Consider the following 13,358-nt stretch of genomic DNA (forward strand, 5'->3'; position numbering starts at 1 on the left):
CGTGGGCTTCTTCACCGAGCTGCTGCTCCTGCCCCTGGCGCCGGTCCGGGGTGTCGCATGGGTGGGCGAGAAGATCGCCGACCAGGTCGACCACCAGATGAACGACCCGGCGGTCATCCGCGCCCAGATCGACGAGCTGGACGCGGCCTTCGAGCGCGGCGAGATCACCGAGGCCGACCGTGACGAGCAGCAGGAGGTCCTCCTGCAGCGACTCGTGGGCGGGGGTGGGGCGTGACGCGCTCCGCCGACCGCGAGGCGGCGGCCGACGAGACACCCGACGACCCGCCCCTCACCGACCAGGAGCGGCCTCGCCGTCGACGGTCGGGGGGCGGCGAGGCCGCTTCCGCGCCGTCGGAGGAGAAGCCGCGGCGCCGTCGCAGCAACGGCAACGGCAACGGCACCGCGCCCGAGGGTGGGGACGAGGAGCGCCCGCGCCGTCGTCGCCGTCCCGCGGACGACGGGGCGGACGAGAAGCCGCGCCGCCGGCGTCGCCCCGCGGACGAGGGGGCGGACGGAGGCAGCGAGGAGAAGCCGCGCCGCCGGCGTCGCCCCGCCGAGACCTCGGGGGATGACGCGGAGGAGCGGCCTCGCCGTCGGCGTCGCCCCGCGGGCGAGGGCGCCGGGGACGGAGGCGGCGAGAAGCCCCGGCGTCGGCGCCGTCCCGCCGAGAACCCGGGGGGTGACGCGGAGGAGCGGCCCCGCCGTCGGCGTCGCCCGGACGGCGAGGGCGCGTCGGACGAGGAGCGGCCACGGCGTCGGCGCCGGTCGGACGCCGACGCCCCGGACGCCGCGGAGTCGTCGGAGCCGTCGCAACCGTCGGAACCGTCGGAGCATGAGCGCCCGCGGCGCCGTCGCCCGCGGGACGCCGAGGACGGCGACCGCGAGCGACCCCGCCGTCGCCGCCGTCCGCCGGACGAGGAGCCCGCGGCCGAGCAGGAACGCCCCCGCCGTCGCCGTCCGCGCGAGGAGCCGGCCGAACCCGAGCCGGAGGACCTCGACGAGCAGGACGACCTCGACGACGACCTCGACGAGGACGATCTCGACGAGGAGTCGGCGGCCGAGGCCGAGGACGACCTCGAGGACGAGGACGAGGACGAGGACGACGACGTCGACGACGAGGACGAGGACCTCGAGGACGAGGACGTCGCCGAGGACCAGGCCGAGGCCGCCGAGCCGGAACCCGAGCCGGAACCGGAGCCCGAACCGGAGCCCGAGCCCGAGAAGCCCAAGAAGATCCCCGCCCGCAAGATCGCTCGCTGGGCCGCCGAGCAGGTCCAGGAGATGAGCGGCAAGGAGAGCGAGGCCATCACCTCGGTGCGCAAGACCGAGGACGGGTACGTGGTGGGCCTGGAGGTGGTGGAAGCGCGCAAGATCCCCGAGACTGCTGACCTCCTCGCCTCCTACGAGGCCGAGATGGACGCCGACGGCGAGCTCATCAGCTACCACCGGGTCCGGCGCTACACCCGGGGCCGCGGCGACGACGACTGACAGCCGACGGGGGCGGGGGACACGAGAGGAAGCGACCCATGAACGACCCGGTGCGTTGGACCGGGCAGATGCCGTCCACCCCGAACCAGGCGAGCCCCGCGCGGCAGGGCGGTGGCGGGGACGGCACGAACCTCGCCGACATCCTCGAACGGGTCCTGGACAAGGGCATCGTCATCGCCGGTGACGTCCAGATCAACCTGCTGGACATCGAGCTGCTGACGATCAAGCTGCGGCTGGTCGTCGCGTCGGTCGACCGCGCCAAGGAGATGGGCATCGACTGGTGGGAGCGCGATCCCACCCTCTCCTCGGGACACGCGGAGCTCGAGGAGGAGAACCGGCGTCTGCGGGAGCGCCTCGAGGCCCTGGAGGGCCGCAACGGTCACGCCCCGGCGCTGGACCGCGGCGACGACGAGGACGACGACCTCGACGAGGACCTCGACGACGCCGAGATCGTCGAGGAGGACGAGCCGGTCGACGAGGAGCCGGTCGAGGAGGACGAGGAGCCCGAGCCGGCCCCGGCGCCGCGCAAGCGCTCGAGCGGTCGCAAGAGGTCCGACCGATGAGCGACACGCTGACCTACGTCTACGCGCTCGCCCGCGACGTCGACCCCGCCGACGTCGGCGACCTCGCGGGCGTCGGGGGCGGGCCCGTCCGGGTGCTGGCGGCGGACGGCGTCGCGGCGATCGTGAGCGACGTCGACCGCGCCGAGTTCCAGGAGCGGGCGCTCGAGGAGCGCCTCGAGGACCTCGAGTGGCTGACGACGACGGCGCGGGCGCACCACCACGTCGTCGACACCCTCGGGCGCGACCACCTCGTCGCGCCCCTCGCCCTCGCGACCGTCTACTTCGACGACGAGCGTGTGCGCGCCGTGCTCGCCGAGAACGGCGCGGCGTTCTCCGCGGTGCTCGACCAGCTCGCCGGCCGCGCCGAGTGGGGCGTCAAGATCTACGCGCGCCAGGGCGGCGGCACCGAGGCCGGGGAGGCGCCCAAGCCGAAGAGCGGCGCCGAGTACCTGCGGGCGCGGCGCAAGGCGCTGCGCGAGAGCGAGACCTCGCTCGACGACGCCCGTGAGGCCGCCCTGGAGGTCGACGCCGCCGTCACCGCCCTCGCCGCGGCGACCCGCAGCCACCGGCTCCAGGACGCCCAGCTGTCGGGCCAGTCGGATCCGATGGTGCTCAACCACGCCTACCTGCTGCCGGTCGAGCGGGCCGACGAGCTCCGTGACCTCGTCGCGTCGCTCGCCGACCACCCGCGGGTCCGGGTCGAGGTCACCGGGCCCTGGGTGCCGTACTCCTTCGCCCAGGCGGCGCAGGGCGCGTCGTGACCGGGCCGGGCTCGGGCGAGCTCGAACCCCGCGCGACGACGCTGTTCGGGGACGAGGAGGTCGCGCTCGTCGACCTGCTCGACCGCCTGCTGGCCGGTGGCGTCGTGCTCGCGGGCGACCTGACGATCTCGCTGGCCGGCGTCGACCTCGTGCGCATCTCGCTGCGGGCGCTCATCACGTCGATCGCGCCGGTGGAGCGGCCGGGCACCCTCGCCGCGAGAGCGGAACGAGGCGGCACGCAGCGGAGCGGAGCTGACGCGCCGGAGGCCGTGACAGCCCGGGAGCTGGAGTCGGGGCGTGGCTGAGGACGAGGAGACCGGCCACACCCGCGCCAACCGCATCGAGATCGACAAGGACGCGGTCCGCCGCGACCTCATGAAACTGGTGCTGACGATCGTCGAGCTGCTCCGCCAGCTGATGGAGCGGCAGGCGATCCGCCGCGTCGAGCAGGGCGATCTCACCGAGCAGGAGGAGGAGGACCTCGGCACGTCGCTGATGCACCTCGCGGAGGCGATGGACGAGCTCACCGAGCAGTTCGGGCTCACCGCCGACGACCTCAACCTCGATCTCGGACCGCTCGGGCCGCTGCTGCCGCGGAACCGGTGAGCAGAGGCGCCGAACGGGCGGACTCCGTCCCGGCGCGGCGGGGTACTCGGACCGCATGACCAGCGCTCAGCGTCCGAGCAGCACCCCGTCCAGCCCGACCCCGACCGCCACCTCCGTCCCCGGCGCGGCGGGCGACCCGACCACCGTCGAGGGCACCACCGAGGTGCTCCCCTCGGTGATCCAGAAGGTGACGGCGTTCTCCGCACGCGAGATCCCCGGCGTCGTGGCGCTCGGGGGGAGCACGTCCCGGGCCGTCGGCGCCGTGCGCCAGACCCTCACCGGCAACACCGAGAACACCGCCGGCGTGCGCGTCGAGCTCGCCGACCAGCAGGCCCACGTCGGCCTGGACGTCGAGATCGAGTACGGCGTCGGCGCCCGCGAGCTCGTCCGTGCGCTGCGCCGCCACGTGCCGAAGGCCGTCGAGGAGATCACCGGCGTCACGGTCGTCGAGCTCAACATCGTCATCACCGACGTCCACCTGCCCGGGGCCGACCTGGACGCCGACGCGGACACCGTCGCGCCGCCGGCCGCCACGCTCTGACCTACCGCAGGCCCGCCACCCACGCGCGGCACGCCTCGGCGGTCGGCAGCACCCCGGCCTCGCGGGCCTGCGCGAGCGTGGGCGCGGCGCGGTCCTTGTCCGACAGGACGAGGTCCTCGCGCGCGACGTACTGCTCCCAGGGCAGGCCGAGCGCGGGGTCGAGGGGGTCGACGCCGTGCTCGGCGGCGGGGTCGTAGGGCGTCGAGCAGAGGTAGCTGGTGACCGAGCCGTCCTCGAGCGCGAGGAAGGCGTGCCCGAGGCCCTCGGAGACGTAGACGCCGGTCATCGTCGCCGCGTCGAGGCGGACCGCGTCCCACCGCCCGTAGGTGGGGGACTCGACCCGGATGTCGACGACGACGTCGAGCACGGCGCCGGCGACGCAGTGGACGTACTTCGCCTGCCCCGGCGGCACGTCGGCGAAGTGGAGGCCGCGCAGCACGCCGCGGCGAGACACACTGGTGTTCGCCTGGGCCACGGTCAGCCCGTGGCCCACGGCCGCCCGGAACGGCTCGCCCTGGAACGGCGCGGCGAACAGTCCGCGGGCGTCCGGGAAGACCGGGGGCGTGAACCGCCACGCCCCGGGCACGGCCAGCTCCTCGGTCTCCACGACCGGGGAGCCTAAGGACGTGCGTGGGAGGATCGTCGTCACGCCCGGCCGAGGGAGACGATGAGTACGGTTCTGGTGACCGGTGCCGCGGGGTTCATCGGGTCGAACTTCGTGCGGTACTGGCGGCGTGAGCACCCCACCGACCGGGTGGTGGCGCTGGACGCGCTGACCTACGCGGGGGTGCGCGGCAACGTCGATGGCCTCGACGGTGTGGAGTTCGTGGCGGGCTCGATCGCGAACACCGAGCTGGTCGAGCACCTGCTGCGCGCCCACGCGGTGGACGTGGTGGTGAACTTCGCCGCCGAGTCGCACAACAGCCTGGCGATCCTGCGGCCGGGCGACTTCTTCGCCACCAACGTCATGGGCACCCAGGGCCTGCTCGAGGCGGTGCGGCGGGTCGGCGTGTCGCGGTTCCACCACATCTCGACCTGCGAGGTCTACGGCGACCTCCCGTTGGATGTCGACGACGCGTTCACCGAGGACTCGCCGTACCGGCCTCGCACGCCCTACAACGCGGCCAAGGCCGGCGGGGACCACGTGGTGCGGGCCTACGGGCTGACCTACGACGTGCCGGTCACGATCACCAACTGCGCGAACAACTACGGGCCCTTCCAGTTCCCGGAGAAGGTGATCCCGCTGTTCACCACCCGCGCGCTGGCGGGAGAGCCGCTGCCGCTCTACGCGTCGACGAAGAACCGCCGCGAGTGGCTGCACGTCGACGACCACGCCCGCGCCATCGACGCGGTGCTTCACCACGGGCGGGTCGGGGAGACCTACAACGTCGGTTCCGGGCACGAGGTCGACATCGAGGGCATCGCGGACAGCGTCCTCGGCGCGCTCGGGCTCGGGCCCGAGCTCAAGACGATCGTGCCGGACCGGCCGTCCCACGACCGGCGCTACCTGCTCGACAGCTCCCGCCTGCGCAGCGAGCTCGGATGGGCGCCGCAGGTGGCGTGGGACGACGGCATCGCCGCCACGGTGGACTGGTACCGGCGCAACGAGGCCTGGTGGCGCCCGCTGATCGGGCGCAGCCCGGTCGTCGAGGGGGACTGGTGAAGGGCATCGTGCTCGCCGGCGGCAGCGGCACCAGGCTGCACCCGGTGACCCGCGCCGTCTCGAAGCAGCTGCTGCCGGTCTACGACAAGCCGATGATCTACTACCCGATCTCGGTGCTGATGCTGGCCGGGATCCGCGAGATCCTGATCATCTCCACCCCCGTCGACCTGCCCGCGTTCCGGCGGCTGCTGGGCGACGGCGGCGAGCTCGGGCTGTCGTTCTCCTACGCCGAGCAGGCCGCCCCCAACGGGCTCGCCGAGGCGTTCCTCATCGGCGCCGAGCACGTCGGCGACGACACCGCCGCGCTCGTGCTGGGCGACAACATCTTCCACGGCCAGGGCTTCGCGTCGATCCTGCAGCAGCAGCTCCGGCGCCTCGAGGCGGAGAAGGGCTGCGTGCTGTTCGGCTACCCGGTCCGCGACCCCGGTCGTTACGGGGTCGGCGAGGCCGACGAGACCGGGCGCCTGCTCTCCATCGAGGAGAAGCCCGCGAAGCCGCGGTCGAACCGGGCGATCACCGGGCTCTACTTCTACGACAACGACGTCCTCGACATCGCCCGCACCCTGACCCCGTCGGCCCGGGGCGAGCTGGAGATCACCGACGTCAACCGGGCCTACGTCGAGCGGGGCGACGCCCGGCTCATCGACCTCGGGCGCGGCTTCGCCTGGCTCGACACCGGCACCCACGAGTCGCTGATCGAGGCCTCGCAGTACGTCCAGGTGCTCGAGCACCGCCAGGGCGTGCGCTTCGCGTGTCTCGAGGAGATCGCCCTGGCCAAGGGGTGGATCACCGCCGACCAGGCGTTCGTGCTCGGGGAGCGGCAGGCCAGCTCCGGCTACGGCGACTACGTCATGGACGTCGCCCGCCGCATGGGGGCGGATCGTCCGTCGAGCTGATCCGTGGCGCGCCGTATCTCCTTGGCGCGAACGACTAGTGCTTCTCGACGGGCTCGGTGCCGAGGAAGTCCTGGAAGTCCTTCGGGAGCTGGCTGGTGAAGTTCCGCCACTCGCCGTCGGTGAGCGCGGTCTCCAGCCCCTTCGCGATCGCGCGCGCGTGCTGGCGGGCCTGCGCCACGGTGACGCCGTCGCCCTCCTGGTCGGCGATCCGCTGGTAGAAGGTGTCGACGTCGAACCGCTCACCGGCACCCTGGCTCGGCAGCGCGTCGGCCAGGCCGCCGGGCAGCTGGGAGGCCAGGTCCTTGGCCTCGCCGCCCTCGAGACGCTGCCCGAGGACGGTCAGCGTGGCGCGTACGGCGCGCTCGGCGCTCTGGTTGTCCGGCAGGTCGAGGCTCTCCTTGACCGCACTGACGAACTCCTGCTGCTGCATCGTTCTCCTCTCGCGCTCGTGACCACGTAGGTCTCCGACGCGCGCGGGTGCCCGACTCGGCAGGAGCTCCACACGTCGCGGCGGGGCAGGATCAGAAGAGCGCGCGGACGAACTCCACGAGGGACTCGGCGAAGCTCGCGAGGATGGCCAGGATGCTGGTCACGGTGGCCGCGGCTGTCGTGGGTGAGTCGATGATCCAGAACAGCACGAGGGCCAGAGCGAGGAGCCCTACCACACGTTGCATGTTTCATACGGTAATCGCCACGGTCGTGTCCGTCACGCTGTGGCGACAGAACGGGCCCGAACTTCCCCTCGTCGGGCGACTTTCGTGCTCCGCGGGACGGAGGATCTCAGTCGTCGAGGCGAGCCGCGAGGCCCCGGTTGAGCTCCGAGACCTCGAGCGTCCGAGGCCCCTCCGAGAACGTCACCGACGCGATCACGCCGTAGTTGACGAGCACCGCGCTGGTCTGATCGAGCACGTACCGGTGGACCTCCCCGTCGCGGACGAGCTGGTGGAAACGGTCCATGACGGCCCCGAGCTCCTCCTCGAACTTCAGGGTCAGCGGGATCTGCGGGAGCGACACATAGACCGTCACAGTTCCTCCAGGCGCCACAGGAATTGCTCCGAGTGCCGCGCGTGGAGAGGACGGCGGCTACCGATCCTAGAGCCATGGAGATCGACGGGGTCGAGGTCTTCGAACAGACGGAGGACTACGGCTACTCGTGGCACTGGGATGATCCGCGCGGATTCCAGTCGGAGATCCTCTGGCACCGCGAGGTCGGCCACCTCAGCCTCGGTACCCGGCAGCTGCCGGGCGGGTGGACCCACAACCGTCTCGACCCGAGCGCGTGGGGCAGCGCGCGGACGATCTACGAGGCCCGCCAGGTGGTCGAGACCTACGTGATGCAGGCGGCGGCGAAGCCGGGTTGAGCCTCAGGGCATCCCGGGCACGGTCTGCCGCTCCCGGGTCAGGTCGTAGCCGTCCGCCGGGTAGGGCGGGCGCAGGTCCACCACGTGGACGTCGTCGATCTCGTCGCCGACACCGCGGACGCGGGTGGTGAGCTGGGTGGGCTCGCCGTCTGGGGCCTCGCGCCCGGCGTGGCCCAGCAGGCCGCCGCGGGACGGGTCGAACGCCCAGCCGCCCAGCGCGGCCTCGAGGGTCTCGCCGTACCCCACCGCCGCCACCGCCGGCTCCGTGATCCCGGCCTGCTGGCGCGGCTGACGCTGGCAGGGGAAGAGGAAACCGATCTCCCAGGGCAGCCCGACCGCCGCGCCCGCGGGCAGGTACTGCTGCAGCGGCACCCAGGGCCGCTCCATCGGCGCGGTGAACGCGAGCCAACCGCCCGTCGAGGCGCTGCGGTCGTCGGCGACCAGGCGCACGGCGTCGGCACCCGGCGGCGGGGGCGTGTTCGGCGAGGGCCGCGTGGCCGTGGGATCGGGCTCCTCGGTGAGCGCCACCGGGCGCCACGCCGTGGACTCGTCCTCGGTGGCGACCGGGGTGCTGCCCATCGGCACGAAGCCCCCGGGACCCGTGCGCCCGTACTCCGCGCGCAGCGACACGTCGTCGCCGGTGCGGCCGGACACGGCGACGACCACGCCGCCCCGGGCCGGGTCCGGGAGCCGGAACCAGCCGGTGGTGAAGGTGCCCTCGCGGGAGTCGGCGTTCGCCCCCGACCCGGGCACCAGGAAGCTGCCCCACGCCGGCGTGCCGGGCGGCACGTCCGCGGGCAGCGGGCTGCGGGGGAAGAACGCGCCGGGGACGAACGGCTCGCCGCGCTGCTCGGGGGCGGGGGCCTCCGGGTCGTCCACGGCGGGGATCGGCGGCTCGGGCGGTGCACCGGGCAGCGTCACCGGCGCGAGGGCCCGCGAGCCGCGGGGATCCAGGACGTCGATCTGCTCCGCCAGCCCGCACCGGGCGCCCCCGGGGTCGCGCAGGGCGTCGACCTGCGGGGACCACCCGTCGGCGGTGAGCCGGGTCGCGCGGACGAAGTCACCGACCGTCCAGAGCGTGAAGGTCAGGAGCAGGACGCAGGCCATCACCGGCACGGCCGCGCCGAGCGCCAGGCGCTGCAGGTGCGGGGCCCGCCACCGGGCGAGCAGCCAGACGGCGACCGTCACCGCCGCGAGCCCGAGGGCCCACCAGAGGGGCTGGTCGAAGTCGACGCCACGCACCGATGGGACGTCGCCGTCGGACGGCCGCCCCATGCCCCAGCCGTGCGGCCACATCGCGCGGCCGTGCCCGGCGAGGGCGAAGACGAGCACCGCGGTGACCGCGGCGGCGACCATGGCGCCCTGGGGGACGCGGCGATGTCGGTCGAGGGCCGCGAGCAGGCGGGGGGCCTCCACCACGACCAGGGCGATCAGGACCGCCCCGAGGCCGGCGAAGGCGCCGAAATGGTGGGTCGGCTTGCTGGGGGTGGGCAGCAGCAGGGCGAAGGCGAGCATCGTCGACCACGCGGCCAGGGGCAGGCGGGCCGGGATCACGACCTCCCGCGCGCGGGCGGCGACGAACAGGACGAGGAACCACACGAGCGCCAGGAAGCAGATGAGGATCACGGCGCGGCGCGCGTAGGACCCGAAGTGGGTCAGGGTGTCGAGGAGCGCGCCGTAGCGCACGATCTCCTCGTACCAGGTCTGGGCGCGCTGGATGGGCGCGTAGATGTCCTGGGACCGGACGAAGTCCCGGTAGGCGCCGTCGGCGAAGCCCAGGAGGCTGCCCACCGCGACCGGGGCGAGCACCACGACCCAGCGGCCGGCGGCCGCCCACGCCGACGACGAGCGCTCCGCGATGTGCCGCCACATCGCCGGCGCCGCCACGATCAGCGGCGCGAGGGTGATGAAGCCGGTGGGTGCGGCCATCAGCCCGGCCATGGCGAGCCCGACCGCGAGGCCGAGCAGCGCGAGGCGGCGGCGTTCGAGCCCCTCGGCGACCGCGACGAGCGTGGCCACCGTGAAGAATCCGACGACCGGTTCCGGGCGGACCCCCATGTTGTAGGCCAGCCACCACGCGAGGAACGCCGCGGCGAGCGCGAGCCGCGCCAGGGCCGGTGCCCACCAGGCGGACAGCGAGCGGGTGCCGAGCAGAGGCGTGGACGCCACGTACGCCCGCGCCAGGAACCAGGTCCCGATGCCCAGCACCAGGGCGGGGATCCGGAGCATCACGGGGCCGAAGCCGACGACGCCCTCCCACCAGGACAGGGCGTAGTAGGGCCACGAGAACGGGGTGTAGCCCTGGTTGAACAGCTGGAAGTAGTTCGGCACGTAGCCCGAGAAGGGCACGTTCGCCGCCATCGCGCTGTAGTAGCCGTCGTCGTCGGTGATCGGCGCGAGGAACAGCCAGGCGACGAGGACCGCCGGGACGACGAGGTCCACCACGCGGGGACGCAGCCCCCACGGCGCCGCGCCCGGCCGCCGCGCCAGCCGGTGCCGGACCCGGGCGAGCAGGTGCGCGCCCGGCGGTCCCGGCGGACCCTGGGTGTCGGCACGGGCGGCGAGCACCCCGAGGACGCCCATGGCGGCGGCGCCGACCGCCAGCGCCGCGATGATCACCACGATGAGCGCGGACTTGAGCGGCGTCGGCGTGTGGTCGAAGGCGTCGTCGAGCCGGAGCCGCACCGAGAGGTCGTCGGGGGTCGCGTCCGGCGAGGCGGGTGCCGAGGTCCGCAGCGCGTCCACCTCGGGCATGGGGCTGATCGGCTCGTGCTCGGGCTCGGAGTCGGGGAGCTCGTCCGGGTCGACCCGGTCCGGGCGGGGCTCCGCGGTGCCCACCACGGCGCCGTCGACCGCGGCGCTCACGGTCGCGCCGTCGCCGGAGACGAGGAACCCGCAGTCACCCGGGGGCAGCGGCCCGGAGAACACCTCGGCCCCGCCGCTGCGGACGGTCACCCCGTCGTCGCGCGCGACGACGGTCAGCGCCTCCGCCGCGACGTCCGGCGAGTCCGGGCCCATGGTGGAGAGCACGAGACCGTCCGGCGTGCCGGCGGCGGCGCGGGCGGTGGCGCAGCTGAACCGCGCCTCGAACGCGGCGGGCTCGTAGGCCGTCAGCATCAGCATGGTCGGCGCCGGGTCCCGGGGATCGGGCGGCCAGGAGACCTCGGGGGTGCTCACGGCGACGGGCGCGAAGGGCAGCAGCAGCGCACCGACGAGGGCGATCAGGCCGGCGACGACCGCGGTCAGCGCGGCCGCGGACCGCAGGGGCAGCACGCGACGACGGGGCGCTTCTCCTGCAGCCGCTCGGTCCTCGGGCCGGGCGTCGGTGCTCAAACCGTCCGTTCTCCTTGTCGCCGCGAGGGGAGATCACGCTAGTCGTCCCGCCCGCAGGACGTTCCGGGCGGTGCCCGGTTCCCTCCGCGGTGCAGCCTCCTCGGTCGTTTCGGGTAATCCACTCGCCACCGCTGCACGGGAGGTTCCATGCCGCACGGCGTCGCGCACCAGCTCATCGCCTCGCACCTGGTCGACGGGGAGATGACCCCGGGCGAGGAGATCGCCCTGCGGATCGACCAGACACTCACCCAGGACGCCACGGGCACCCTGGTCATGCAGGAGCTCGAAGCGCTCGGGCTCGACCGGGTGCAGACCGAGGTGTCGGTGCAGTACGTCGACCACAACCTCCTGCAGGCCGACGAGAAGAACGCCGAGGACCACGCCTACCTGCGCTCGGCGGCGCGCCGCTTCGGGCTCTGGTACTCGCAGCCGGGCAACGGCGTCTCCCACCCGACGCACATGCAGCGCTTCGGCGCGCCGGGCAGGACGATGATCGGCTCGGACTCGCACACGCCCGCCTGCGGGTCGCTGGGCATGCTCGCGATCGGCGTCGGCGGCCTCGAGGTGGCGATGGCGATCGCGGGGCAGCCGCTGAGCATCCGGATGCCCGAGATCTGGGGCGTCGAGCTCACCGGCGAGCTGCCGCCGTGGTGCTCGGCCAAGGACGTCGTGCTCGAGATGCTGCGCCGCCACGGCACCAAGGGCGGCACCAACCGCATCATCGAGTACCACGGTGCCGGCCTCGCGGGCCTGACCGCGATGGACCGCCACGTCGTCGCCAACATGGGCGCGGAGCTCGGGGCGACGACCACGGTCTTCCCCGCCGACGAGGAGGTCCGCCGCTTCCTCGCCGCCGAGGGCCGCGAGGACGACTACACCGAGCTCCTCGCCGAGGACGGCACGGAGTACGACGTCACCGAGCACATCGAGCTCTCCGAACTCGAGCCGCTGATCGCGCAGCCGGGCTCGCCGGCCGACGTGGTGCCGGTCCGCGAGGTCGCCGGCACCCCGGTCGGCCAGGTGGTCATCGGGTCGTCGGCGAACCCGGGCCTGCGCGACTTCGCGATCGCCGCGCGGATGGTCGACGGCCGCCAGACCCATCCGGGCGTCAGCTTCGACGTCAACCCGACCTCGCGGCCGATCCTCGTCGACCTCACGCGGTGGGGCGGGACGACCTCGCTCATCGCGGCCGGCGCCCGCATCCACCAGTCCGGCTGCCTCGGCTGCATCGGTATGGGCCAGGCGCCCGCCCCCGGCACCAACTCGCTGCGCACGATGCCCCGCAACTTCCCGGGGCGCTCCGGGGCCGGCAAGGACGACCGGGTCTGGCTGTGCTCGCCCGAGACCGCCGCGGCGAGCGCGCTGCGCGGCGAGATCACCGACCCGCGGGCGCTCGCCGACGAGCTGGACCTCACGTGGGGCGACCTCGACCTGCCCGCACCGACGGTGATCCCGGGGATGATCGAGGAACCGCCGCCGCCCGAGGAGGCGCAGCGCGAGGAGCTGGTGAAGGGCCCGAACATCTCCGGGCTGCCCGAGCTCGACCCGTTCCCCGACGCGTTCGAGGTGCCCGTCCTGCTCGCCGTCGGCGACGACATCTCCACCGACGACATCTCGCCCGCGGGCGCCGACGCCCTGCCCTACCGCTCGAACATCCCGGCGCTCGCCCGCTTCGCCTTCACGCGGATCGACCCGGACTACCCGGAGAACGCCGAGAAGATCAAGGACTCGACGGGCCACGCGATCGTCGGCGGCGAGAACTACGGCCAGGGCTCGTCGCGCGAGCACGCGGCGATCTGCCCGCGCTACCTCGGCCTGCGCGTCGTCGTCGCGGCGTCGTTCGCCCGCATCCACTGGCAGAACCTGGCGAACTTCGGGATCCTCGCCCTCGAGTTCACCGGGGAGTCCGACCGCGACGCGGTGGGGCAGGGCTCGACGCTGTCCTTCGCGGACCTGCACGACCAGCTGACCGGTGGCGACGAGGTGGTCGGCCGGGTCGACGGCACCGAGTTCACGTTCCGCCACCGGCTCTCCGAGCGGCAGGTGCGGATGGTCCTCGACGGCGGGCTGATCCGGCAGCTGGCCGAGGGGAACGCCTGAGACCCTGCCGCCGCCGGGCGGGTGCGGCGGGGCGTCGCGAGGACCG

Annotated in this window: 16 protein-coding genes; 11 read left to right on the forward strand and 5 right to left on the reverse strand. The window is 73.7% G+C overall.

Annotation, left to right across the window (positions count from 1 at the left end):
* Nucleotide 1 precedes the first annotated feature (1 nt).
* The 7 genes from WCD58_RS19330 to WCD58_RS19360 all read left to right on the forward strand — a co-directional run bounded on the left by WCD58_RS19330 (nucleotide 2) and on the right by WCD58_RS19360 (nucleotide 3,959).
* Nucleotides 2–235, forward strand: a complete 234-nt coding sequence (locus WCD58_RS19330) for a gas vesicle protein GvpG (protein WP_274283050.1) — start codon at nucleotides 2–4, stop codon at nucleotides 233–235.
* Nucleotides 232–1,488 (forward strand): gas vesicle protein GvpO, encoded by a 1,257-nt coding sequence (gene gvpO / locus WCD58_RS19335; protein ID WP_337704695.1) that lies wholly within the window; start codon nucleotides 232–234, stop codon nucleotides 1,486–1,488. Before WCD58_RS19330 ends, gvpO begins: the two co-directional genes overlap by 4 nt.
* Before the next feature lie 68 nt (nucleotides 1,489–1,556).
* Nucleotides 1,557–2,051 (forward strand): gas vesicle protein, encoded by a 495-nt coding sequence (locus WCD58_RS19340; protein ID WP_337704881.1) that lies wholly within the window; start codon nucleotides 1,557–1,559, stop codon nucleotides 2,049–2,051.
* Complete coding sequence (locus tag WCD58_RS19345; RefSeq protein WP_337704696.1) at nucleotides 2,048–2,812, forward strand: GvpL/GvpF family gas vesicle protein; 765 nt, start codon at nucleotides 2,048–2,050, stop codon at nucleotides 2,810–2,812. The genes WCD58_RS19340 and WCD58_RS19345 overlap by 4 nt, the downstream gene beginning before the upstream one ends.
* A gap of 41 nt (nucleotides 2,813–2,853) precedes the next feature.
* A complete protein-coding gene (locus WCD58_RS19350) occupies nucleotides 2,854–3,117 on the forward strand; it encodes a gas vesicle protein (RefSeq protein WP_337704882.1) in 264 nt (87 codons plus the stop codon).
* Nucleotides 3,110–3,418 (forward strand): gas vesicle protein K, encoded by a 309-nt coding sequence (locus tag WCD58_RS19355; RefSeq protein WP_337704697.1) that lies wholly within the window; start codon nucleotides 3,110–3,112, stop codon nucleotides 3,416–3,418. Before WCD58_RS19350 ends, WCD58_RS19355 begins: the two co-directional genes overlap by 8 nt.
* Before the next feature lie 55 nt (nucleotides 3,419–3,473).
* Nucleotides 3,474–3,959, forward strand: a complete 486-nt coding sequence (locus tag WCD58_RS19360) for an Asp23/Gls24 family envelope stress response protein (RefSeq protein ID WP_337704698.1) — start codon at nucleotides 3,474–3,476, stop codon at nucleotides 3,957–3,959.
* Nucleotide 3,960: 1 nt separating this feature from the next.
* On the opposite strand, the gene WCD58_RS19365 is transcribed toward WCD58_RS19360, so the two are convergent.
* Complete coding sequence (locus tag WCD58_RS19365) at nucleotides 3,961–4,566, reverse strand: dTDP-4-dehydrorhamnose 3,5-epimerase family protein (protein ID WP_337704699.1); 606 nt, start codon at nucleotides 4,564–4,566, stop codon at nucleotides 3,961–3,963.
* A gap of 60 nt (nucleotides 4,567–4,626) precedes the next feature.
* Here WCD58_RS19365 and rfbB point away from each other — a divergent pair, with 60 nt between their 5' ends.
* Together rfbB and rfbA are read left to right on the forward strand one after the other, a co-directional pair.
* On the forward strand, nucleotides 4,627–5,622 hold the full coding sequence (gene rfbB, locus WCD58_RS19370; RefSeq protein WP_337704700.1) for a dTDP-glucose 4,6-dehydratase: 996 nt from the start codon (nucleotides 4,627–4,629) through the stop codon (nucleotides 5,620–5,622).
* Nucleotides 5,619–6,518 (forward strand): glucose-1-phosphate thymidylyltransferase RfbA, encoded by a 900-nt coding sequence (rfbA, locus tag WCD58_RS19375; RefSeq protein ID WP_337704701.1) that lies wholly within the window; start codon nucleotides 5,619–5,621, stop codon nucleotides 6,516–6,518. Before rfbB ends, rfbA begins: the two co-directional genes overlap by 4 nt.
* Before the next feature lie 34 nt (nucleotides 6,519–6,552).
* Here rfbA and WCD58_RS19380 read toward each other — a convergent pair whose 3' ends face one another.
* The 3 genes from WCD58_RS19380 to WCD58_RS19390 form a co-directional block, all read right to left on the reverse strand.
* Complete coding sequence (locus WCD58_RS19380) at nucleotides 6,553–6,948, reverse strand: DUF2267 domain-containing protein (protein WP_337704702.1); 396 nt, start codon at nucleotides 6,946–6,948, stop codon at nucleotides 6,553–6,555.
* Nucleotides 6,949–7,039: 91 nt separating this feature from the next.
* Entirely contained in the window at nucleotides 7,040–7,192 is a 153-nt protein-coding gene (locus tag WCD58_RS19385) for a hypothetical protein (protein ID WP_337704703.1), read from the reverse strand.
* Nucleotides 7,193–7,298: 106 nt separating this feature from the next.
* Entirely contained in the window at nucleotides 7,299–7,544 is a 246-nt protein-coding gene (locus WCD58_RS19390; RefSeq protein WP_337704704.1) for a hypothetical protein, read from the reverse strand.
* Nucleotides 7,545–7,618: 74 nt separating this feature from the next.
* Here WCD58_RS19390 and WCD58_RS19395 point away from each other — a divergent pair, with 74 nt between their 5' ends.
* Complete coding sequence (locus WCD58_RS19395; RefSeq protein WP_337704705.1) at nucleotides 7,619–7,879, forward strand: hypothetical protein; 261 nt, start codon at nucleotides 7,619–7,621, stop codon at nucleotides 7,877–7,879.
* Between the two features lie 3 nt (nucleotides 7,880–7,882).
* Here WCD58_RS19395 and WCD58_RS19400 read toward each other — a convergent pair whose 3' ends face one another.
* On the reverse strand, nucleotides 7,883–11,152 hold the full coding sequence (locus WCD58_RS19400; RefSeq protein WP_337704706.1) for an arabinosyltransferase domain-containing protein: 3,270 nt from the start codon (nucleotides 11,150–11,152) through the stop codon (nucleotides 7,883–7,885).
* 207 nt (nucleotides 11,153–11,359) lie between these two features.
* On the opposite strand from WCD58_RS19400, the gene WCD58_RS19405 reads away from it, so the two are divergent.
* Nucleotides 11,360–13,312, forward strand: coding sequence for an aconitate hydratase (locus WCD58_RS19405; RefSeq protein ID WP_337704707.1), 1,953 nt, complete (start codon nucleotides 11,360–11,362; stop codon nucleotides 13,310–13,312).
* Nucleotides 13,313–13,358: the final 46 nt, after the last annotated feature.

The sequence above is a fragment of the Actinomycetospora flava genome (assembly GCF_037400335.1).
GTDB classification, from domain to species: Bacteria; Actinomycetota; Actinomycetes; order Mycobacteriales; family Pseudonocardiaceae; genus Actinomycetospora; species Actinomycetospora flava.